This is a genomic window from Brotomerdimonas butyrica, assembly GCF_025567305.1.
In the GTDB taxonomy this organism is placed as follows: domain Bacteria; phylum Bacillota; class Clostridia; order Peptostreptococcales; family Anaerovoracaceae; genus Lentihominibacter; species Lentihominibacter butyricus.
In genome coordinates this window covers 19,193-42,390 of sequence record NZ_JAOQJP010000007.1, presented here as the reverse complement: position 1 = coordinate 42,390, position 23,198 = coordinate 19,193, and the positions used below count along the sequence as shown (strand labels likewise).

Here is a 23,198-nt window from a genome sequence, read left to right as displayed (position 1 = left end):
TATCCTCCTTTTCCCTGATACCCGGGTGTCACAGTTCCATAAGCGCCGGCGCTACCGTTATGATTATCAGCACCATCAGAAATATCATCAGCGGCAGTGTCAGCTTCGTCTCTGCAAGCCGCCCCTTTTCCTCACAGCTCTTCTTTCTGCTGATCCACAGCAGTTCGCTCTCAGCCTGCAGCTTCCCTGTCAGCTCTACTCCCTTCCTGATATTGTCGCTTATTATATTCGACACCCTCATAAGTTCTCTTATCCCGCTTTCTTTGGCCATTTTCCTGAATTCGACATGCATCGATGCATTCGTCGTAGTACAGAGCACATAGATCTCGCGCAGCTTTCCGTAAAAATAGTCATCCCCCTTGCTATCTTCCACAAAACTCTCTTCTACCGATTTTTCAAATGCGCTCGTAAGCACAAGTCCCGCGTTCAAAAGAAGCACGAGCCTGTTCACGAATTCCGGCAGCTGCCTCATCACGGATTCACGCTGCAGCCTGCGCTGCTGTTCCAGCACCGAAAATCGCTTTTTGTATATGCAGAATGCGGTCAGCACCGTCACTGCCATGATCGCGATACCGTTCGAACCGGATTTGTCCTCCACCTCCCACGATATCTTTTCACCTGACGCCAGCGAATCCGGCAGCTTCACTTTTTTCACAGCTTTATCGCTGTTCAGCTCCGAAGCTATTCCTCTCAGTTCCATTTCCACCGCCTCACGGTTCCTTTTGCCGGCAGCTTCTCCATCTCCGTCATCCTGCTTTTCTTCACTGCTTTCTTTCTCATACGGATCCATCGTCAGATCTATCTTCTTTTCAATGACTTTATCTCCGTCAGAAACTTCTGCCCTCAGCACAAGATGATCCGGATCCTGATCCTCTGCAGGCCTGACTATATAAATGCTGCCGCCTGATTCAACGATTCCCGCAGACTGACCCTGCACCGAAAACGCCATGTCCGCGGCAGCCAGCAGCACACCTGCTGCAAGTACCGCAATGATGCTTTTTCTCGCTTTTGCCGCAGCTTCATCGGCAGTAACCACTTTTCGCGATCCCCCCTGCGGACTTTGCTGATTTTGCATGCTTTGCGGACCTTGCATACTTTTATCTTTTTTACTCTTATCAAAAATTCCTTTCAAATCACTCGCCTTCATATAATTCACATATTCCATACACTGCTGCAAACATCACATACCAAATACTGCCGCAAGCGCATCTAAACCTTTATATCCGATATCTTCTCCATCAGATACACGCCATAAACTGATGCTGCCAGCGCACCGGTCATCAGGATCCTTCCCTGCAGAGTCGTATACAGCGGCTCGATATACGAAAATGAAAATATATTGAGCATCATCAGCATTATCAGCGGCATCGCAGAGATCAGCCTTCCCTCTACCTTTTTCTGCGAAGTTATCGTGCGTATTTCCCTGTCTATATTCATCTTGTCAGTCAGGATCTCCGTCGTATGACCTATTATCTTTTCGAGATTTCCGCCCATGTTCCTGCACGTTATATATACCTGCACGAAATCGCTTATATCCTCGCTCCCGCTCCTCACTGCGAGATCCCTGAGCAGCACCTTGTCACTCTCCTTGTTCTCCACCATGCTGATCCTCATATGTCTGAGCTCCTTCATTATCAGATCGTCCCTTCCATACATTGACGACAGTTCATCCTCAGCCTCTATCAGCGCCTCATCCATCTGCCTTCCCGATGCGACAGATGCAGACAGAGAGTATAGCAGATCCTTGAACTGCACATTCAGTTCATTCATCCTGCGCTGTGCCATGCGCCTGCTGAAATACGGCTCGATCCAGTGCACCGCCGCGCCCGCCGGCACGGACAGCCACAGACTGTGATAAAACAGATACGTGATGATGAATATGCACGCATACCCCGCCGAATAAAACAGCAGCTTCTCCTTTCCAGACAGCTCGTAGACAGAATAATCCTTTATCATGTAGCCACCTCCGGCATACTCTCTACTGCAGCTTCATAACCTGCGAGCTGCAGCTTTTCACGATGGATAAGCCTGCTCCCCTCGACTCTGCTGCCCTTCCTGAACAGAGGATTTACCGCTATCTCTCCGTTTTCCATACCTTTCAGCTCCGATATCTCCGTCACGCTTCGGCTCCCGTCCTTCATCCTGCTCATGTGTATCATGATGTCTATCCCTTCCGTTATCTGACTGCGTATCGCTTCGACAGGGAAATCGGCCGCCTGCAGGAACATCGCCTCGAGCCGCTTCAGCATACCTTCTATGCTGTTGGCGTGTCCCGTGCTGAGACTGCCGTCATGACCCGTGTTCATCGCCTGTATCATGTCCATCACCTCCTTTCCTCTGACTTCCCCTATGATTATCCTGTCCGGCCTGAGCCTCAGACTCGCCTTTACCAGTTGCGACATGTCAACGCCGCCTTTTCCCTGAACGTTAGCATTCCTGCATTCCAGACGCACTATATTCTCCACCTGATCTATCTGCAGCTCCGCAGAATCCTCGATCACCACGACTCTCTCCTGCTCCGGGATGGATTGGGAAAGCACGTTCAGCATCGTCGTCTTTCCCGAAGACGTCCCTCCGCATACGAAACAGTTGTAGCCCGCTGATACCGCGACCCTCAGAAATCCCGCCTCTTCCTCTGTCACCGTACCGTTCCTCAGCAGATCTTCCATATCCATCACCTTCTCCGGAAATTTTCTTATTGTCAGTATCGGCCCGTTCAGCGCAATGTTCCGGTATATCGCATTCACTCTGGAACCGTCCGACAGCCGGGCATCCACGATCGGATTCAGCTCGTTTATCTCCCTGTGTACCCTTGATGCGATCCGCCGTATCAGCTCCTCGAGATCATCCGTCGTGTCGAACTGCAGCGGCAGCCTCTCCGGTATACCGTTTCTCTCGATAAAAATGCAGTCCTTCCCGTTGACCATTATCTCAGAAATACTCTTATCATCTATATACGGCTGCAGTATGTCCATTTCCTTTCTCAGCGACAGGAATATGCGCTCTATCACCTTACGGTTCTCGCGATGACTGCAGCTGCCCGCCTTTTTCTGCGAAAACACGAACTCCTCTATCCGCTCCATCGCCTCCTCGTCGCTGAGAGTGCCCTCCGAATCTGTTATCATCAGCCTGATCTCAGCTATATAGCGCCTGATCTCCTCCTGCGTATAGCTCACCTTTTCCGCATGCGTCACACGCCTCACATCTATTGAATTTTTAGCCATAAATTACATTATTTTCCTTTCAACAATATAATAAAACACCTGTAATTTTTTTACAAGTGTTTTATCTCGACAAATTTCGACTTTTTTCGACACGCACATGCATCAGATTTCCGGTATCACTATCCTGTTGCTGCCTGCCTCTCTGTTCTTCCTGTTGTGCTCCTCTATGAGCTTAGATATCTCAAAGTCAGCCTGCTGTATCTCCAGCCTGAACTCGTCGGCCGACACCTTGAAAGCCCCGCCGCCCGTTATTATCAACTGCTCGAGCCTGTCCGAAGTCGCCACCCTGACATGATACTCACGGCTTTTCCTGTGCGCGGCCTTTTCTATGTACATATCCGCCGTCTCCGCCTCCTGAGTATAGATGACCTCGACGCCGTCGTGCTGCTCGTAGTGACGCTCACCGCCCTTGACCCTGTACGCGTCGAAGACCGCTATCACATGGCACTTCTTATATCCCTGGTAATTCGCCAGTATCTCTATCAGCGCCTGCCTTGCGGAATCCATGTTCACCTTCGCCAGCGCCTTCAGCTCGTCCCACGCGAAAATTATATTGTAGCCGTCGACAAGCAGATACTCCTCAGTCACGACAGCCGGTTTCGTCTTTTTCTTTTCATGCTCCGGAAGGATCTCCCGCTTAGGTATTACCGTGCGCTTTTTCGGCTTGCCATACGTCATCTCGAAGATACGCTCAAGTTCCTCTTCTTCCGTAAGGCCTTTCTTCCTGCCGCGTTTTTCCGCATTTTTTCCGCCATGCGGAGTTTCCGGCATGCCGCCTGCCCGTTCATATGTAAAGGCGCAGCTGTCCGCTCCGTTCAGGGTTTTTGTATCTTTTCGCTCCGGCTGTATGTGCATGAGCACGTCAGATTCATCCCACTTCACATTGAATCCTGCGCCGTGACTGCAGAATACCGAATCAGCCGTGTTTTCCAGGTCAGCATCCGGATCGTACCCGATCGCTTCGATCACACGTTCCAGGTCATGACATTTATCATACCCCGAAAGTGAACAGCTCAGACGTCCGTGCCCCTTAGTATAAGACGCGACGTCCACCGCATAGTCCTTCATCTCGGACACCGGCGCCTTTCCTGTAAGCACCACAGTATCCCCCATATGCTCAGGTTCGCTGATGCTGCCGCTCATCCTCTGGATATCCGATATCGCCCGTCCTGTAGCCTCCTGCGGCACCTCGAGACGGAATTCATACCACGGCTCCAGCAGCACAGACCGCGCTTTCCTCAGACCCTGTCTGAGCGCCCTGTACGTCGCCTGCCTGAAATCTCCGCCTTCCGTGTGCTTGAGGTGCGCACGCCCTGCGGTGAGTGTTATCTTCATATCCGTCAGCGGTGACCCCGTAAGCACGCCGATGTGCTCCTTTTCCGCAAGATGCGTCAGTATCAGACGCTGCCAGTTCGTATCGAGCTCATCGCTGCTGCACGCTGTATCGAGAGTCAGACCACTGCCGCGCTTTGCAGGCTCCATCAGCAGATGCACCTCGGCATAATGCCTGAGCGGCTCGAAATGACCTGCGCCGTACACAGGTTCTGCGATCGTCTCTTTGTATGCTATCGAACCCTGCCCGAACTCCACATCGAAACCGAAACGTTCAGAAATGATATTTTTCAGTATCTCCGTCTGGACCTCTCCCATCAGCTGCATCTGTATCTCCTGCAGCTGCTCGTTCCATGCCACATGGAGCTGGGGATCTTCTTCTTCGAGGATCCTCAGTCTGCTTAGCGCGTCATGGACATCTACGTCATCCGGCAGTATCACCTGATAGGAGAGCACCGATTCCAGCAGCGGGCCCGATGTATCCTGCTCGTATCCGAGTCCCTGTCCGGCATATGTATTCTTCAGCCCTGTCACCGCACACACATCGCCTGCTCGGATGGTATCCGCCGTCCTGTATTTTTCTCCCGAATATATCCTGATCTGCTCGATCTTTTCGGTGCTGTCATCCGAGCCGCTGTCCGTACCGTCATCCGCGTGCGCCGTCACGACTGCATCCTTCACGTTCAGCGCACCGCCGGTGATTTTCATGTGAGTCAGCCGCATCCCCTGACGGTCTCTGCTGATCTTGAACACACGCGCACCGAACTGTGCAGGATATATTTTCTGCAGACTGAACTGCGATACGATCTCAAGCAGCTCGTCTACCCCCTGCATCTTCAGTGCAGAACCGAAGCAGCACGGGAATATCCTGCGCTTTGCGATACCTGCCGCTATGCTGCCGTCGTCAAGACTGCCGCTCTCAAGAAACTCTTCTATCATCTCTTCGTCACACATCGCGACCTGCTCCTGCCAGGCTGCATCGCGCTGAACATCAAACTCCATGCACCCGCTGCCAAGGCTTCGCCTCAGCTCAGCCATTATCGCCGCTCTGTCCGTACCGTCCAGATCCATTTTATTTACAAAAATAAAAACAGGCAGCCTGTATTTTTCCATGAGCTTCCACAGCGTAGCCGTATGCCCCTGGACTCCGTCCTTGCCGCTTATCACCAGTATCGCGATATCCAGCACCTGCAGCGTCCTTTCCATTTCCGCGGAAAAGTCCACATGTCCCGGTGTGTCCAGCAGCATGAATGTCGTACCGTCGTATTCCAGCTCTGCCTGCTTTGAAAATATGGTTATGCCGCGTTCTCTCTCCTGTGAGTCTGTATCTAAAAACGCATCCCCGTGATCTACTCTGCCGAGCTTTCTTATCGCTCCCGTCCTGTAGAGCAGAGCCTCCGACAGCGTCGTCTTGCCTGCATCGACATGTGCCAGCAGGGCTGCGCATATATGTTTTTCCGGTCTTTTTTCGAATGATCCCGCCATCGAAAATGCCCCCTTCTGTATCTGTGCTTTTCTGCTTCTTATCATATCACACAAAGGGAGATCAGTCGATAAGCAAGGTGATATGTCATCTGTTCGCAAGCTTTTTTTCTGCAGTTTTATACAGATACTTTCCTGCCACACTGCCGATGTATCCGCAGAGCAGTCCTACCAGGATGCCTCCTAGGATATCTGTCGGATAATGCACATACAGATACAGCCTTGAGAAAGCTATCAGCACTGCAAGTACGAGTGAGATCTTCCACAGCTTCTTTTCACCTGCACAATAAAGGGCCGTAACTGCTGTGAATGACGCTGCGGTATGCCCCGACGGGAACGAAAAATCGGTCGGGCGCGGCACGAGAAGCTGTACTGCTGTATTTATATCGCACGGCCTTATCCTTCCCACGAGATTTTTAAGTATGCCGTTGCAAAGTATCACATCAAAGACAAGCGCCACCATCACGATCACGCCGCTCTTTCTCGTCTTCGGTATCGCGATCAGCACTGCGGCCAGCAGTATCCACAGTATCCCCGCGTTGCCGAGTTTAGTTATAAAACACATTATCGTATCCAGCGCCGGTGTCCTGATGCCCTGGATAAAATCCAGAATGCTGAATTCAAATCCCATATCTGTTGCCTCCTTCTCTGCACAGATCCAGAGCGCCACGCCTGTATGCGCCGGCATGGTGCTCAGCAAACTGTGCCATTACCATCGATGATGCCTGCAATATATATCAGTGATCCTGCAAGTATCCTGTGATCCACTGTCCTCATGTAAATTCCTCCTTTGCACCGTATGCACTTTCCTCTTTTTCCCTTGTCTGATATGATCATAATATTGAATTTTAAACATAAACCATCTCATATTATAAATTTTTTATAAACATGCACGATCATGGGGATGATAGGTGTCGGCAGATGCATAGCCGCATTCAACTATTTATTCCACAACAAGATGCTGACTGCCACAGGCATGATCAGCGGACCGGCAAACTGATCCCCCGCAGACCGCAGACATGACGAATGATGACCTGTATAGCTTTAAGCGGCACTTCGCCCGTCATGTCATAATACTACACATGCAGACCGCAGACTCACTGTCAGTCCTCCGGATGCAGCTTTATCATCAGCGCATTGTTGTTCATCGGATCACGGCGCGTATAATCGAATAGATAGTAGTCATCGCCCATCTTTTCTATATGAGTGAGCTTTCTCAGCAGTCTCGGATCATCGGTATCATAGCGCCCACCGCTCAGGTATCGGTGTTCTCTCGACTCCCTGCTGTAAAATTCCTTTGAAAATCTCTTTTCTACCATATCCTCGCCGAGAAAGCCAGGACGTGTCTTTACATTTTCCCTGAGATAATAATCCATTATCATCGCATTCCTGAGCGTTTCCACATCGCCTGCAGAAACGATCTCCATGCCGAACCTCAGCAGGTTCTCATATCTCTGATTCCTCGAAAAGCTGAACATTTCCATGCCGGATCTGCCGTACCACGAAGCGAGCTCCGCAAAGAATTCAAACGAACTGTCAAAGTGCTTCAGCAGCATTTCCACAGTGTTTTCGAACTGTCCGCTGTTGTAGTACACTTCCGTCATCTCTTCCACGCCTTTCAGCTTTATCAGCTCGTCGAACGAGATCCATTTCGTTTCGAGCACCTCATACGGCGGCGCTTCCGTGAATTTCAGACCGTATTCTTCGCATTTCCCCGCTATAGGCGATCCCTTCAGCACCTTGAGGAACCCAAGCTGCAGCTGCTCCGGTCTCAGTGCGAACACATCGTCGAACGAAGCCCTGAAGCTTTCATAGTCTTCGAACGGCAGCCCTGCTATCAGATCGAGATGCAGATGGACATTTCCCGGTGACTTGATGCGATCCACCACTCCGCTGAGCTTTTCGAAATCCATCGGACGGTTTATCTCTTCCAGCGTTTTCGCATTTGTCGACTGCACGCCTATCTCGAGCTGCACCTGGCCCGGTCTCAGCTCCGACAGCAGTTCGAGCTGCGCTTCATCCATTATGTCTCCGGCTATTTCAAAATGAAAATTCGTTATACCGTTGTCATTGTCCCTAAGAAATCTCCAGATCTTCAGCGCGCGCTCACGGTCACAGTTGAAAGTCCTGTCGATGAACTTCACCTGCGGAACATTCCGCTCCAGAAAAAAGCTGAGTTCCTTTTCGACCAGTTTCAGATCTCTGAATCTCAGTGATTTCTCCACCGATGACAGACAGTAGCTGCACCTGAACGGACACCCGCGGCTGCTCTCGTAATATATTATCCTGTTCTCGAAGTCGTTCAGACTGTCGTATGGAAAAGGGGCACAGCTCAGGTCGATCGGCATATGCGTCATCGTCGTTATCATCTCTCCGCTGCGGTCTCTGAATACGATACCCGCTGTCGCCTGCAGCTGACTGTCATCCGGTCGCTCTGAACGGAGCGCCGCATCCCGATATATTTTCGCGAGCTCAAAAAATATCTCCTCGCCTTCGCCGCAGATCACACCTTTCAATGACGGCACCCTTCCAAGCACATCAGCAGCATCGAAGGACACTTCCGGTCCGCCCGCCCATATATCCACATCTGGCATGACTTTTCCCAGATCCGTAACTATCTCCTCTATCTCTCTGCGGTTCCATATGTAGCACGAGAACATTATCAGATCCGGTTTTTTCATATAAATGTCCGTGATGATCCTGCCGACCGGCTGATTTATCGTGTATTCCGCGATCTCTATCTCGGGGCGCGCTCCATCACATGCGAATCGCTCTGACGCATACGCCGCCAGGCTGTACACGGCGAGATTTGAATGTATATACTTGGCATTTACTGCTGTTAGAAGTATCTTCATCTTGTCTCCTGGTCTCCTCCGAAAAATCCGACCGCTTCGCTCAGTACCCGTTCCGGCGCTCCCGGTATCGACAGCCTGTGGTCGCCGCCGTCGATCGTCACCAGATCTATATCGTATTTTTCCGCGAATGCTTTCGCTCTGTCGTAGGCGATGTCCTCATCCTCACTTCCGTGGATCATCAGCAGCTCCTGACCCTTTCGCTCAAATCCTTCCATTATATCGTGGTCTTTGAGGTCTTCTATGAATCCCGCCGTGATCTTCACCGGTCTCACGCTGTCATCCAGCATGAAATATCCGTGCTCGTCAAGAGCAGCACGCTCTTCCGCTGTAAGTTCCAGAAAATACTCAGACATGTTCACCGCCGCGCTTCTGAGGAATGCCTTCGTCCCCTCTGCATCGCGCTCCATCAGATATATCAGCGTGATGTATGCGCCGAAACTCGACCCGAAATATCCGATCTCAGCCTCTGGCAGCAGCTCTCTGACGTGCTTTTCCATATCTGCGAGATCCGCGGTGCAGTTTTCCACCGTGAGAAAATCTCCGTTCACCGGACTCACACCATGTGCCGGGAAATCGAACGCTATCACAGCGATGCCGTGCTTCGGCAGATTTTCCATCAGCATTTTCACAGTCGGGCTTTCCTTGCTGCTCGCAAATCCGTGCACAACGATGACCGCAGTCTTTTCTCCGCCTTTTATCTCTGCGGAATACGGCACGTCATAGCTTCCCGGGCACTTCAGTTCTCCATTTATCATCATAGCCTCCGTTTCAATCTTCTTTACGGCTCTGCCGTACTTAGCGGCAGAGCCTGACTTGTTTTCTCCCCTGGCCGCCTGCCTCCTGCAGGCGATCCGTCTCATCCATGATAGCACAGAGCGCCGATTCTTGCCATATGCAAAGCGCGCCGCATCCTGACGTCCTGCTCTTACTGTCTGCACACTGCGCTTTTGCATAAAACCTCAGAATGAAGATCACACAGCAGTCTGCAGAAAACGACAATGAAAAAGTTGCGCTCCGCCTCCCGCTCTCCTATAATTAGAATAAGAAAAACACATCCGGGTGCTGTAATGCCCCGGCACATCAGAAAAAAGAAAGAGTGGCATAACATTATGGAAATGACCAAAGAAGATAAAATAATGCTTGCAAATATAGAAGATAAATTCGACCAGTGCCTTTCGCAGTATCGACTGACATGCTCGAATTTTCTCGATCTGCGTCAGAGATCACTTGCGGAAAAGCTCTGCAGAGAACTGACGGGCGGCGGTGACGTACGATGCGTATTTTACGGAGGATACGATGATGCAGAGCGCACGATCGCATGCTTTCTCCCTGATTATGCAGATGTGTCCGACTGTCCGGTATCGGTCATCCGTATCACAGCACGCGAAGGCGGCCGCAAACTGACACACCGCGATTACCTCGGTTCGCTCACAGGGCTAGGCATCAGACGCGAGATGACCGGAGACATACTTGTCCACAAAAACGGCGCCGACATCATAATCATGGACGACATCCGCGATTTCATACTCACGAATTACGCCAATGCCGGCCGCACAGCACTGACGACCGAAGCACTGCCGATCGATCAGCTCCACATTCCTGATGCACACACTGAAATGATAAAAGATACGGTCGCTTCCCTGCGCCTGGACAACGTGATATCCTCGGCGTTCCGTCTTTCACGTGCAAAGGCGGCCGAAGCCATCCGTTCCGGACTCGTGTTCGTCAACAGCATGCAGACAGAAAAGCCCGACGCTAAAGTCGAACAGGGCGATAAGCTTGTTTTTCGTGGAAAAGGAAAGGCATATCTGCGCGAAATCGGCGGACAGACCAGAAAAGACAGGACTTACATCCTGATCGAAAGGTATATATGATTATCCAATATTTTACAAATTCCTTTATGTGAAATATTGTAAATAATTGATATTAATATTATAATGCGATACAGAGAAGCCTGAGACACGGTGGACGGCTGCTCCTCACTGAGAGGAGGTGATGCGGATGTATATAACACTTTCAGAGCTCTTAGCTTTTGGTATGTTCGTTATATCCCTCATCGCCCTGGTTATTGAAATCAGGCGATAGTTTTACATAAAAGTAAAACTCCGTCCAATGCCCTCATATTGTGACGGAGTTTTTACTTCCAAACAATTTTGAGCAGCCGTTCATCGGCTTCTCTTTTATATTTAAAATATACATCTGCACCAGGCTTTTGTCAATATCTCCCTACGAAAAAGCTCCATGCTTCTGCTCCGCATCAGTTCCTGTGTTTTACATGATTTACAGCCGCACAGATCACAAGTGTACCTGCAACAGTGATAAGCGAACTGATGAAGAGCAGCGTCCTGACTGAAGCGATATCCAGTATCCTGCCCCCGAACACGCAGCCCAGCACGTTCCCGACAGTGATCGCAGTCGTGAACACAGCCTGCCCTCTGACTGCCTCACCTTTTGACATGATATCATCGATAAACCCGACCATAGCAGGGAACATCAGACCGTATCCCAGCACCTGGTTCACCTGTGCAAGATATATGAACGTCATCGAAGGCGCCAGCCATATCATTATTATCTTTATCGCGAAGAACACTGCGGATACTCGAAGCAGCAGTATATATGAAAACCTGCTCCTGAGCTTGTCAAAGAACAGCATCGCAGGCATTTCCAGTATAGCCATCACGAACACGACCATACCCATCTGCTCAGTATCACCGCCAATGCTGTCAACGATCTGTATCGTGAAATTCTCAAGTATCACATTCCCGAAAAACAGCGCCACAACGCCTGCGCTCAGCAGCATGAACACCTTGTTTCCCGAAATGAACTCACCGAACCCGATCTGTGCGTCGTCCGCACATCCAGCACCGTCCACAATACCATCAGTATCCTCATAGCCGGTACTGCTGCCTGCCGCCGCTGCATCGCCTGCTCCACTGACATTTCCCGGGAAAGATCTCCCCTCGGCACACAGATTCCTGTAATGCCTCCCGGTTATGAACATCACCGCTTCCATCACTGCGAGCAGCACCAGCCCGGTTATCAGTATAACATCTACGCCATGATCCGAAACCATATATCCCATGACAAGCCCGAGTACCGCTGCCACCAGCGACCCCATACTCCTGCCGATCCCGAAGCTAACGTGATCCCCGCCTTCACTCAGCGTGAAACTCAGCGCGTTTACAAACGGGTGCAGCGCAGTGTGCACAACTATGAGTACCGTATACACTACAGTCAGCAGCAAAGATTTCGTTCCTATCAGCAGCACACCGCCGGTCAGCACGAACAGCACCAACAGCAGTATCTTTATGACCGAGATATCATTTATTTTCTCCGCGCTGTCCGTTATATTGGCAAGTATCGTCTGCACAAAAACAGACAGGATATTTCCCAGCGCGATCACGATGCCGATGGAAGTATTTGAATATCCCTTCCCCAGCATATAGACCGACACAAAGATACCTGTCACTATGTAAAATCCCCAGTACGCGCCCTGTATAAGGGCGTAATCGAGGTTGAGTATGAATTTTCTACTCATCTGCAAATCGCCTCCGCTAACTTATTGATATACATAATATACCATAAATCTGAAGATTTTTACATATCATGAACAGAAATCATACATATTTAATATACCGATCCGGTACATCGGCGTCTACTCTGTCTTCACGCTTCTCAGCAGCACTTTAGGCGCCGGTATGAACGATGCTGCAAAGGACGCCGCAGCTATCGGCAGTATGTACGTCACAGGGAAGCACATCAGCAGTATCATTATCACCGAAACAGGCTTCCTGTTCACGTACGAATAGATCCCCGCGCAGAACACAGCTACGGCAAATGCGCCATCCATGCCTGCAAGAGATGCGAAGGCATAACCTGCCGCAACTCCGGAAAATATCAGCGGGAATATGCTGCCGCCTCTCCATCCTAGATCCACGCACACATTCACTGTAAACAGCTTCAGCACTGCAGCTGCCACGAGCACCGCAGGCGATACCGCCTGCCAGTTTTCCATGAGCTGAGAGATCCCCTCTTCCCCGGAAAAAGAAGTGAACGGAGCCAGTGAAGTCACGATCGCTACCACGACACCTGCGATCACACAGCTCGTCACCCTGTACTTTTCAAGGAGACCTCCTATCGATCTAGTCATATATCTCATCAGCAGATAATACAGCCCGAACAGCACGCTGAGCACGAGCATAGGAACGAACCATTTCCACTGAGCCAGTCCCATCGCATGACGCGCGTCGAACCTCGGCAGACCGCTGCCGCCGCCAAAAGCCTTGCTGAGAAGCATCATCACGGCCATCCCGCCTATGACTCCCATCACATAAATGAACACTCTGGCCTTTTTGCTCACCAGTCTCTTTCTGTTTTTTCCTTTTCCTCTGACCGATTCAAGATTATCTGCGATACCAAAAAGCGGAGCATTGAATATCGCGCCGACAGCAGCTGCCATTCCGGCCTCTGCGAGCGCAGCCACCTCATCGCCCTTGCATTTCAGTATATCTCCCACAAGACAGCATATCGCTGCGATCACGCCTATAAGACCCGCTTCCGGTCCGATCGTCCCTCCAAATATTATCGGCAGCAGCGCAGAGATCACGAGGATATGGATCCTGTTGTACGGATATGAACCGCTGCGCTTTATCCTGCCCATCACCTGCTCGGTCTCATCAGGCAGTATCCCGTTTTTTCTCTGCCACAGACCGATGATAATGCCGCCCGCGATACATATGCAGAGGCTGTAGATGACAAACCCGAGTTTTCCCGGCTCCGCAGTCACACCTACAGCTTTCGGCAGCAGATCCCACAACAGCATGATGCCGAGATTCGCAAGGCTCACCACAATCCATACCACAGCTCCCGCCGCCGCACCCAGCACCAGCGAAAAGACTCCGAACATCAATATTTTCCCTGTCCTGTTCCTACTCATATTATCTCCTTCTCCTCACCTGATTTTCCTGACCTTTTCAGCTATCTGCTCGAGCTCCTCCCTCGAAAGCTCAGGCAGCCTCTCCAGCTTGTCCATGAACATCGTCAGCGACTCCTGTTCGCGTCTGTGTATCACTTCCATATAATATGTCACTATTATGCCCGGCAGTATCGCGACGAGCATTATCTGGCACAGTGCGATATATACCGTAGCTATGCGTCCTATCAGCGTCACCGCCGCAAAATCACCGAACCCTATCGTCGTGCATGCTACAAAGCAGTACCACATTCCTTCACCATAGCTGCTGATCCCCGGCTCTGCGAGCATCACCACGAAAGCTGATGCAAAGAAGCTTATCACGAATGCATAAAGCACCTTGTCAGCATTACATCTTTTTATTATCATCCACAGCAGTCTTATCTGCTTCATTTTTTCTCTCCTGTATCTTTGATCACTCCCGGCTCCGCCTGCATATATCATCATTCAGCCACCCCGGCAGACCCGGCTTTGTCTATTATATACCAAAAAAGCATACATTGTAACCCTGTGATATATTAAAAAAGCATGCCGCCAGTCCATACTTTACATGACACTGGCTGCATGCTTCAACGTCTTTGGTTTCCGCGGTTCCCCGCGGCGTATCGTTTTTATGCAAAGATCCCGCACACCTGCTTTTTACGAGTTTCATGAACAGGCACGCGTATTATCTGTTATTCTGCATCGTTTGCCCATCCGCACTTGTCTATGATGAACATGAGAAGACCCATCACGATACCTACGATCGTAGCAAGGCACATACCTGTGAGCTGTACCTCACCTATCTGGATGGATGCTCCAGAAAGTCCGACTACGAAAACTACTGCTGTCATCGCAAGGTTTCTCGGCTTGGAGTAATCCACCTTCTTATCGACGAGAAGTCTGATACCGGATGCAGCGATCATACCATACAGCAGGAAGCTGATGCCTCCCATTACCGGTCCCGGGATAGTGCTGATCAGCGCACTTACCTGGCCGAAGAAAGAAAGCAGGATGGAGAATACAGCTGCTCCGCCTATTACCCACACGCTGTAAACTTTTGTAACTGCCATAACGCCGATATTTTCACCGTATGTAGTCGTAGGGACTGAACCGCAGAGACCTGACAGCATCGTTGAGATTCCGTCTGAAAGCAGTGAACGGTGAAGTCCCGGATCTCTGAGGAGATCTCTTCCTACGATCTCGCTTGTTACGATCTGATGCGAAATGTGTTCCGAAATGACTGTAAGCGATGCTGGTATGATTATGATGATAGCTCCAAGGTTGAACTTAGGCGCCATGAATGCCGGCAGTGCGAACACACTCGCTTCTGTTACCGCACTGAAATCCACAAGCCCCATTATCATAGCGAGCACGTAGCCTGAAACGATCGCGATCAGGATAGCTATAGCTGCCGCGAACCCTCTGAACACTACCTGCCCCACGATAGCCAGAGCCAGCGTGAAAATGAACACGAATACAAATTTAGGGTCTATCGACGATCCTTCTGAACTGATGATGCCGCCTGTGCTTGCTGCCGAGCCTGCCAGTTCAAGACCTATCAGTGCAACGATAGGACCCATTGCAGCAGGCGGAAGCACCGCGTCTATCCAGTTTACACCTGCGAACTTTATGATTATCGCAACGATACAGAATATCGCCCCCGCACAGATGAATCCACCCAGACAGTACTGATATCCCATGCTTCCGATAACGATGAATCCCGGTGACAGGAATGCAAAGCTCGAACCGAGGTATGCCGGCGATCTGCCCTTTGTGATAAGAATAAACAGCAGTGTGCCTATACCGTTCATCAGCAGAACGATCGAAGCCGGTATCCCGAACAGCACCGGAACCAGCACGGATGCACTGAACATCGCAAACGTATGCTGGATACTCAGCGGGATCCATTTGCCGACAGGCGGCTTCTCATTGATCTCAATAATCTCTCTTTCCTTTTTTTCCTTAGACATTATTACTTCTCCTAAAATATTAAATAGTATGAAACTATAACTTGACATTTTTCAGCAAATTTACACACTTTGTCTATTATACCACAAAAGGGAAGAGATTTTGCATACAATTTTGCTTATTTGATCTCTTTACAAAAAACCACAGCACTGATATCAGGCATATATCATAGATATTGCCCGACACCAGCACTGCGGTATGCATAATATTCATTTGGGGGTATCCGAATGTGTGACATCCAAATACATCTATTTATTTACCAGATAATGAGCGCGGCATCTATTTGATGATGCTCTTGTCGTAGTCCATGCCGCATTCGTCAGATGCTTCAGTGAAGTATTTCAGGAGCATTCTGTCTATATCCTTGGTCACAAGCTTGCTCTTGATCTCGTTGGTGAGCTCTATAGCCTTATCCGAACTTCTCTTCGTAGCTTCGGCGGAGAAATCTCTCAGTTTGCTGATATCTCCGTTGTATGAGCTTTCGACATATTCTGCCTGCTGTATGAATTCCTCTTCCATCTTGTGGAATTCTTCTTTTACTTTCGGCGCGAACTTCTCGTAGTTCAGTGCGATATATCTTTCGAGCTCGATGAACTGCCACCACTGATCCTGAGGTCTGTAAAGCGCATGTGCATGCTGCAGATCGTCAGGAAGGAATCCGATATTGTAGTAAGGTCTGAATATCGAGCAGCACGGAGGTGCCATGCTTCCCCAGTATGTGAATCTCAGTTCGTCCGGAACGTCTTTTCTCAGTACAGTTACTGTACTTGCTGCCGATGCGCATCCATAGCCTACACCACCCGGATGTGTACAGATCGAGCATGTCTTGTTCGCAGCTTTACTGAATATCGACTGGAGCTCAGGTACTCCGTCATAGTGGTCTCTGAGAATGCTCATAGCATCTCTTATATCCATCTTGTGACCTGAATTCACTTTATCTGAAATAAGTCTTCCGACTCTGGCCCATCTTACGAAGCCTTCAGATTCATCATACATAAGCTCGTCAACAGTCCATGCCTTTGCAGGATTGAACGGCACTTCCGGATGCCACCAGCCTTTTTCACAAGCTTCTTCTATAGCTCCGTCTGCGATCATGTCGTAATCTTCCTGGATAGAATAGCAGTTGCCTATGTATGCATAGCGATCCACTTTCTTAGCTACCCATTTTCTCTGATGTGATTCGAATGTAAACGATTCATTAGGATCAGAAACGATGAAGTTGCTGTTGAACGGCGTGATCCTGTGTCCCGGTGCTCCGCCTGTACCTATAGTAGTAAGGAGCTCGTCAATGACTTCGATAGCTTCTCTTGCAGTCTTCGCTCTTTCCAGTGCGAGTCTGAGTATATCCATACCGATCAGTCCCCATCTTCTCTCTGGGATCTCACGGCCTGATACCTGTTCATTGCCTATCATAAGACCGAACTCATTGATACCGTGCTCGAATCCCCAGAAGAAATGAGGCTTTGAGCCGATGCATGCATATGTATGTCTCACCTGCGGGATCTTTATAAAGGAGCACTCTGTAAATGTTCCTTCAGGATAGTCCTGTGCAGGATAATATATCAGTGGCTGTGATTCATTAAATGGTCTGTCGCTGTTCTTGGCAAATATTATGTCGCCCGTCTTTGTCTCTGAACCTGCTATGATAAAAGATGAGCATGATTTAGCTGCCATAAAGACGCCTCCTTCCAAAATTATCAAAATTGTCATTCATGTTAACTCTATGTTAAATATACCATACACCTCGCGAGAAGTATATGGTATATATACTAATTAATGTGCAATGATTTTGTGTTTCAACCTTCATATTATACAAAAATACGAATTTTGTAACAAAAATCTAATATTATGCCCATCTGATCCGCGTTTCCTCGCCAAGCACCAGTATGTCGTTATGTATCGCACGCAGATCCGGTGTGATCTGCTGATCCACATGCATATGTCCGAAATACCATTTCTTAAAGCGCTTTCCCTTTGAGACAGCCTCATACCATTCATCCAGTATGCCCGGAAGATGATAATCCGGCTCTATCTCCTTGAAACGCGAGATCGAGTCCCGTGCAAAGCCCGGTGTCTCGTGAGTGATGACGTAATCTATCTTGTCGAGACTGTCCGTCAGCTGTCTTCTGCCATACTCCGTTTCCTCGTCCGTCGGTTCTTCCTCTCTCCACCAGCTCTCGCCCTCTGTACGTCTGTCGATATCGTTCGATCTGGCCCCGCCGAAGGTGAATATACTGCTGCCGTATATCGAATATATCTCACCTCGCATCAGGTGATACACACGCTCGCCGGCCCTATGCACTCTGCCGCCGTTCCATTCTGTGACTTCCATGCTGCCGAGCAGCGCATGGTTCTCATGGTTTCCGTCTATGAACGCTATGATACCCGGGAAAAGCTGCTGCAGTGTCTCGAGCTTGTATATATAGTCCTCATTCCAGACATATCCTGCGTCGCCCGCGATTATGAGCACATCGTTTTCACACATCTCGCCCTTTTCATGAAGCCCGAAAAAAGGAAGTGTCGAGCCGTGCTTGTCTCCTGTAATAAAAATCCTGCCTGTCGTGCTTTCCGTCATAATTTCCTCTATTCTGCCTTTTTATGATAATGATAGATATCGTCTATTTCATCGCGAAGGATCCTGCCTGAATAATACATGTACTGCAGATGTGATATCGCCTCGCCTGTCGCGAACCATTTCTGAGGTGCAGGAAATTCATCCCAGTTCCTGCAGTCGATCTCCCACGTCATGTCTCTGGCCACCTCGTACGGCGTCTTCCATTCGTCTCCCAGGATATATTCCGCTTCAGCGAGCCTGTCTTCGTGATGTTTATAAAGCTCTTTTATCCTCGCATACATATCCTCCACAGGCGTGCCGTGAGCTGTCAGCAGCAGGTCCACGTCGAGCTTTTCCACCTTGGCAAGGCTGTCCAGATAAGACTGCAGCGGATTGTCCGCCCCAAGCTCAATAGTGATGTTCGGTGTGATCGTACCGAGGATATGGTCTCCGCAGAAAAATATCTTTTTCTCTTCGTCATACAGGCACATGTGCCCCGGCGTATGACCCGGTGTGAGTATCGCTTTCAGCCTGTAGCCGCCATACTCCAGCACATCCCCTTCATTCACATATGTAAAGTCAATCTTCGAATCGTGCACATACTTTCTTCCCGGATGTATGTCGGTGTTCCTTCCGAACTCAGCCTTCGGGAACCCGAACTTCAGGAACATGTCGTCCAGTATCGCCCAGTAGAGATTGCCCGCTTCAAAATTCATCAGTTCTCCGTCTGTTTCTCCCGAATAGATGATGCTGTCTTTCTTTGCGAATTTAGGTACAAGACCGCAGTGATCCGAATGCAGATGCGTGATGAACACATCCACCTTGTCTATCTTAAGCTCGTCAAAAGCGCTCTGCAGCGCCTCTTCGCATTCCGGCCTGTTGAACCCCGTATCGATCAGCAGACTCTTGTCTCCCGGCTTCTCGCCGGTTATTATGTATGCGTTGATCTCTCTCAGCGGATTGTTCGGCAGCGGCACTACCTTTTTATATATATTGTCAGCTATTTTCGTTAACATATTTCCTCCTGTTTTATATCGCAGTACCTGTTCGTATGCTCCTGTTCATGCGTCCTGTGTCAGCTTCATGTAAAGATCTGCAGGTGTCTTCACCAGGGTTTTTGCCCCCTGAGTCCTTAGATATTCGCTGTCGCGGAATCCCCACTCTACTGCGATCTCATCCAGTCCTGCATTCTCCGCAGTCTTTATATCGACCTCCGAATCACCGATATATACAGCGTCTTCCTTTTCCACTCCAAGTGAATCGAGCACGTGCAGCACGCTGTCCGGATAAGGCTTTCTCCTCACTCCTTCTCTCTCCCCTACGGAGATATCCGAAAGCCCCGCAAAAAACCGCTCATACAGCTCCTGCACCGCAAAGTCCGCCTTGTTCGAAACGACCGCCACCTGCATGCCGTCTCTGCGTATATTTTCCATGCACTCGAGTATACCTTCATACGGCCTTGTCTTGTCAAAGCAGTGTATCGCGTAATATTCCCTGAACTCGCTGAAGACCCTGTCCGTGAGTTCATCGCCGGTGCCCTCCGGCACTGCCCTTTCTATGAGATTGCGTATCCCGTTGCCTACAAACCGCCTCACCTCATCGATGCTCCTCTCAGGAAGACCGTTCACTGCGAGCGCATGATTCGTACTGTCGGCAAGATCCTCCAGCGTATCCAGTATAGTTCCATCCAGATCGAAGACCGCAAGTCTGTATTTCATCTTATCCCGCTCCTTTTCTCATGTATCTTTTGATCTGCCGCCGTTTTCAAAACTGTTCCCGGCCGCGCATCGCTATGCGCGCGGCAGTTCTATCTTCTTATGATCCTTTGATTCTCTGTAAAGCACGAACTTCCTTCCGATCGCCTGTACGAACTCAGCGTCAAGCTCATCTGCCAGCTGATTGGCCACTTCTTTAGGTTCGAGCGTGCAGCCTTCCTGTATCTTTACCTTTACGAGCTCTCTGGCTTCAAAACCCGTCAGCATTTCCTTCTTTATATTCTCTGTAAGGCCGGACTTTCCGATGTATACCGTAGGATCCAGCTCATGAGCCATTTTCTTGAGATAACTTCTCTGTTTACCTGATAACATGTATTTTCTCCCTGTAGTTTTTATTTTGATTTTACCATAGACGCCCGGCGCTTTCCACTAAAAAAGACTGCGTCACCGGGGAGATTGTTCCGGCGCGCAGCCTTAAAAAAGGATGATATTTGACAAATTTTATAGCTACAATGCAATAGCATTTTCCGTCATACAAAAAACAGTCCACAAACACCAGCCTTTCCTGCCAGCATTTATGGACCGTCTGTAATTCCGTATCCTGCACTATTTCAAAGCGTCTGCAAGCTCTGCGAAGCTCATCGTCATGAGCGCCTCATCCGCATGCACACCTTCGGGCGTTCCGTATCCTTCCAGATCATGCGTCTTTCCGATCATGTATTTTCCGTTTTCGTAATCGCCATCTTTGACGCACGCGAATATGTAGTCTTCTATGTTCCACTTCACAAAATTAGGAACTTTTGTGTCCACAGCCCCGTCAGTCTCCAGGAACCAGAAATCTATCACATCATCGTCTCTGGTACAGTTGAGCACATATGTGAACTTTACCGGAGTCACTCCCATCTCCGCAGTGACACCGCTGCCAGTCAGCAGTTCCATAAATTTTTCTTTCATATCGACATCCATGTTTATCCCTCTCTTCAGCTGATATTTCCTGTTTTCAGATCATATCTATAATAATATATTTTTAAGGAAAAATCAAACATGCCTGCCTTTTAAATGCCATGGCTGATATATCCAAGATATGAAAAGCACCGCTGTCTTATTCAAATACAGCGTCTATAAGATGACAGTATGTCCGTCTGTTTTCATCATATGTCCTGAACTCGCCTGTTACTGTCACTTCTGCACCATCTTCCGGAAAATCCTCCGGATAACTGTAATTTTCTGAAGGCACGAATTCGATTCCCTGCGCACAGCATGCAGTGGCATCTTTTATTATGCATGCGAAATATCTTTTGCCGCTTTCAGGATCGACTTGTGTAGCGAACTCGCCTTTCATCCTGACGATATTTCCGATATATTCTTCCGGCGCAACCGTTATGTTGTACACTTCCGAATATACCATAGTACTGCTCATGACAGTAAGATCAAGATCAACGCCGCCTGCGGCACTGCTGCTCGAACTGCCTTTTTCGGCCGCCTGCTTTTCTGTCGTCTCTGAAGCTTCCGTACTGCCTGTTTCTATTTTATCTGTGCCGCATGATACACAAAACGACATCGCCATCATCAGCACCATCATGTATATAACTTTTTTCATTTCCTGATACCTCCTGCAACAGTACCTGCAAAACAGAAAACAAAAAACACTATTATCTGAACGATCACTATCGTAGAGCCCACAGGTGTACCCGCAAGAACAGATGCAACTATCCCTGTAAAAGCGCACATCACTGAAAGAACTGCTGAACACACTGTAACAGATCTAAAACTTCTGAAAACACGCATAGCCGACAGTGCCGGAAAAATCACCAATGCCGATATTAGCAGCGAACCGACAAGATTCATCGCAAGAACTATGATCACCGCAGTCACAACCGCTATCAGAAAATTGCAGAGACCGGCTCGCGTGCCTGCAGTCCTTGCAAAAGCTTCATCAAAAGTAACTGCGAATATTTTATTATAGAAAAGCACGAAAAACACCGTGACTATGACTGACATCACTGCACATAACCATACATCTGCTTCCGAAAGCGTCAATATCGATGTCGAGCCGAACAACGTACTGCATACATCACCCGAAACATTTGCTGACGACGAAAAAATATTCATCAGCATATACCCTGCTGCAAGTGATCCTACGGATATCATCGCCACTGCTGCATCTCCCCTGATCTTCGTATTTCCACCTGTCCTGAGAAGCAGCACAGCACATATGATAGTCACGACCATTACCAGCGGTGTCTTTACTGTCATATCAAGTACAGAAGCTATAGCCAGAGCGCCAAACGCCACATGCGAAAGACCATCTCCTATAAATGAAAACCGCCTCAGCACCAGTGTCACTCCCAGCAGAGATGAACACAATGCTATCAGCACACCTACAATAAGAGCATATCTAACGAACGGATACTGAAAATAAAGATCTATCTTACCAAAAATCTCAGTCATGATCTACCTCCGCTTCTTTCCGAAAAATATCCTTTCCCCAACATTCAGTATATGGCTTGCATATTTCTCCGCTGCAGAAAGATCATGCGATACCATTATGATCGTTATCTGATCATTTTTATTCAAATCATACAACGATTCATACATACCGGCAGCAGCTCCAGGATCCAGCCCTGAAACCGGTTCGTCAAGAACAAGCATTTTCTGTGCCGCACACAGGGCACGAGCCAGCAGCACACGCTGCTGCTGACCTCCGGACAATTCCCTGTAGCACCTGTTTGCCAGATGTGATATCCCCATCCGTTCTATTGCCTTACGCGCAAGATGTTTTTCTTCTCTGCTGTAGAACGGCCGCAGACCGCATTTTCCCTGACAGCCGGAAATCACTATCTCATTTACTGATGCGGGGAAATCCTTCTGAAAATCCTTCTGCTGCGGCAGATATCCTGCATCACCGATTTTCAGGCCGTCTCCCGTCATTATCTTTCCTTCAACTGGTGACAAAAGCCCCAGTATCGTTTTCATCAAAGTAGATTTGCCTGTGCCGTTTGCACCTGTAATAAACAGATAATCACCTTTTTCCACTTTAAAACTGATTCCCTCCAGGACACTTTTACCGTCATATCCGACTACAAGATCCCGGCAAACAAGCTGTGCCATGAT

General features: G+C 49.1%; 22 protein-coding genes. 2 read left to right on the top strand and 20 right to left on the bottom strand.

From position 1 onward, the window contains the following. Window positions 1–28 precede the first annotated feature (28 nt). The 7 genes from OCV59_RS06130 to OCV59_RS06100 all read right to left on the bottom strand — a co-directional run bounded on the left by OCV59_RS06130 (window position 29) and on the right by OCV59_RS06100 (window position 9,846). Entirely contained in the window at window positions 29–1,036 is a 1,008-nt protein-coding gene (locus tag OCV59_RS06130; protein WP_147593613.1) for a hypothetical protein, read from the bottom strand. A gap of 173 nt (window positions 1,037–1,209) precedes the next feature. Further along, complete coding sequence (locus OCV59_RS06125; protein ID WP_147593612.1) at window positions 1,210–1,956, bottom strand: type II secretion system F family protein; 747 nt, start codon at window positions 1,954–1,956, stop codon at window positions 1,210–1,212. Next, window positions 1,953–3,224, bottom strand: coding sequence for a CpaF family protein (locus OCV59_RS06120; protein WP_262584161.1), 1,272 nt, complete (start codon window positions 3,222–3,224; stop codon window positions 1,953–1,955). The genes OCV59_RS06125 and OCV59_RS06120 overlap by 4 nt, the downstream gene beginning before the upstream one ends. Window positions 3,225–3,326: 102 nt before the next feature. Beyond that, window positions 3,327–6,041 (bottom strand): translation factor GTPase family protein, encoded by a 2,715-nt coding sequence (locus OCV59_RS06115; RefSeq protein WP_147593611.1) that lies wholly within the window; start codon window positions 6,039–6,041, stop codon window positions 3,327–3,329. An 85-nt stretch (window positions 6,042–6,126) separates the two neighbouring features. Further along, complete coding sequence (locus tag OCV59_RS06110; RefSeq protein ID WP_147593610.1) at window positions 6,127–6,669, bottom strand: phosphatase PAP2 family protein; 543 nt, start codon at window positions 6,667–6,669, stop codon at window positions 6,127–6,129. Window positions 6,670–7,141: 472 nt separating this feature from the next. Further along, window positions 7,142–8,893 (bottom strand): B12-binding domain-containing radical SAM protein, encoded by a 1,752-nt coding sequence (locus OCV59_RS06105; RefSeq protein ID WP_147593609.1) that lies wholly within the window; start codon window positions 8,891–8,893, stop codon window positions 7,142–7,144. Beyond that, window positions 8,890–9,846: an alpha/beta hydrolase gene (locus OCV59_RS06100; RefSeq protein ID WP_262584160.1), complete on the bottom strand. Its 957-nt coding sequence runs from the start codon at window positions 9,844–9,846 to the stop codon at window positions 8,890–8,892. Before OCV59_RS06100 ends, OCV59_RS06105 begins: the two co-directional genes overlap by 4 nt. Before the next feature lie 156 nt (window positions 9,847–10,002). On the opposite strand from OCV59_RS06100, the gene OCV59_RS06095 reads away from it, so the two are divergent. Together OCV59_RS06095 and OCV59_RS12040 are read left to right on the top strand one after the other, a co-directional pair. Then, window positions 10,003–10,767: a YlmH family RNA-binding protein gene (locus OCV59_RS06095; RefSeq protein WP_147593608.1), complete on the top strand. Its 765-nt coding sequence runs from the start codon at window positions 10,003–10,005 to the stop codon at window positions 10,765–10,767. A 121-nt stretch (window positions 10,768–10,888) separates the two neighbouring features. After that, window positions 10,889–10,978 carry a putative holin-like toxin gene (locus tag OCV59_RS12040; protein ID WP_147593607.1) on the top strand — a complete coding sequence of 30 codons (90 nt, stop codon included), beginning with the start codon at window positions 10,889–10,891 and terminating at the stop codon, window positions 10,976–10,978. Window positions 10,979–11,150: 172 nt separating this feature from the next. On the opposite strand, the gene OCV59_RS06090 is transcribed toward OCV59_RS12040, so the two are convergent. The 13 genes from OCV59_RS06090 to OCV59_RS06030 all read right to left on the bottom strand — a co-directional run bounded on the left by OCV59_RS06090 (window position 11,151) and on the right by OCV59_RS06030 (window position 23,195). Next, complete coding sequence (locus tag OCV59_RS06090; protein ID WP_147593606.1) at window positions 11,151–12,431, bottom strand: MFS transporter; 1,281 nt, start codon at window positions 12,429–12,431, stop codon at window positions 11,151–11,153. Window positions 12,432–12,548: 117 nt separating this feature from the next. Then, a complete protein-coding gene (locus OCV59_RS06085; RefSeq protein ID WP_147593605.1) occupies window positions 12,549–13,829 on the bottom strand; it encodes a chloride channel protein in 1,281 nt (426 codons plus the stop codon). A gap of 15 nt (window positions 13,830–13,844) precedes the next feature. Beyond that, window positions 13,845–14,258 carry a potassium channel family protein gene (locus OCV59_RS06080; protein WP_262584159.1) on the bottom strand — a complete coding sequence of 138 codons (414 nt, stop codon included), beginning with the start codon at window positions 14,256–14,258 and terminating at the stop codon, window positions 13,845–13,847. 281 nt (window positions 14,259–14,539) lie between these two features. Beyond that, window positions 14,540–15,817: a uracil permease gene (gene uraA / locus OCV59_RS06075; protein ID WP_147593603.1), complete on the bottom strand. Its 1,278-nt coding sequence runs from the start codon at window positions 15,815–15,817 to the stop codon at window positions 14,540–14,542. Window positions 15,818–16,094: 277 nt separating this feature from the next. After that, complete coding sequence (locus OCV59_RS06070) at window positions 16,095–17,489, bottom strand: C69 family dipeptidase (protein ID WP_262584158.1); 1,395 nt, start codon at window positions 17,487–17,489, stop codon at window positions 16,095–16,097. Between the two features lie 172 nt (window positions 17,490–17,661). Continuing rightward, window positions 17,662–18,390 (bottom strand): metallophosphoesterase, encoded by a 729-nt coding sequence (locus OCV59_RS06065; protein WP_147593601.1) that lies wholly within the window; start codon window positions 18,388–18,390, stop codon window positions 17,662–17,664. Between the two features lie 8 nt (window positions 18,391–18,398). Next, on the bottom strand, window positions 18,399–19,385 hold the full coding sequence (locus tag OCV59_RS06060; protein ID WP_147593600.1) for an MBL fold metallo-hydrolase: 987 nt from the start codon (window positions 19,383–19,385) through the stop codon (window positions 18,399–18,401). A gap of 45 nt (window positions 19,386–19,430) precedes the next feature. Continuing rightward, window positions 19,431–20,087 carry an HAD family hydrolase gene (locus OCV59_RS06055; RefSeq protein ID WP_147593599.1) on the bottom strand — a complete coding sequence of 219 codons (657 nt, stop codon included), beginning with the start codon at window positions 20,085–20,087 and terminating at the stop codon, window positions 19,431–19,433. A gap of 72 nt (window positions 20,088–20,159) precedes the next feature. After that, on the bottom strand, window positions 20,160–20,456 hold the full coding sequence (gene yhbY / locus OCV59_RS06050; protein WP_147593598.1) for a ribosome assembly RNA-binding protein YhbY: 297 nt from the start codon (window positions 20,454–20,456) through the stop codon (window positions 20,160–20,162). A gap of 234 nt (window positions 20,457–20,690) precedes the next feature. Further along, window positions 20,691–21,038: a hypothetical protein gene (locus tag OCV59_RS06045; protein WP_147593597.1), complete on the bottom strand. Its 348-nt coding sequence runs from the start codon at window positions 21,036–21,038 to the stop codon at window positions 20,691–20,693. 148 nt (window positions 21,039–21,186) lie between these two features. Then, on the bottom strand, window positions 21,187–21,684 hold the full coding sequence (locus OCV59_RS06040) for a hypothetical protein (RefSeq protein WP_147593596.1): 498 nt from the start codon (window positions 21,682–21,684) through the stop codon (window positions 21,187–21,189). Further along, on the bottom strand, window positions 21,681–22,535 hold the full coding sequence (locus OCV59_RS06035) for a metal ABC transporter permease (RefSeq protein WP_262584157.1): 855 nt from the start codon (window positions 22,533–22,535) through the stop codon (window positions 21,681–21,683). Before OCV59_RS06035 ends, OCV59_RS06040 begins: the two co-directional genes overlap by 4 nt. A 3-nt stretch (window positions 22,536–22,538) precedes the next feature. Beyond that, window positions 22,539–23,195 (bottom strand): metal ABC transporter ATP-binding protein, encoded by a 657-nt coding sequence (locus tag OCV59_RS06030; RefSeq protein ID WP_147593595.1) that lies wholly within the window; start codon window positions 23,193–23,195, stop codon window positions 22,539–22,541. Window positions 23,196–23,198 lie beyond the last annotated feature (3 nt).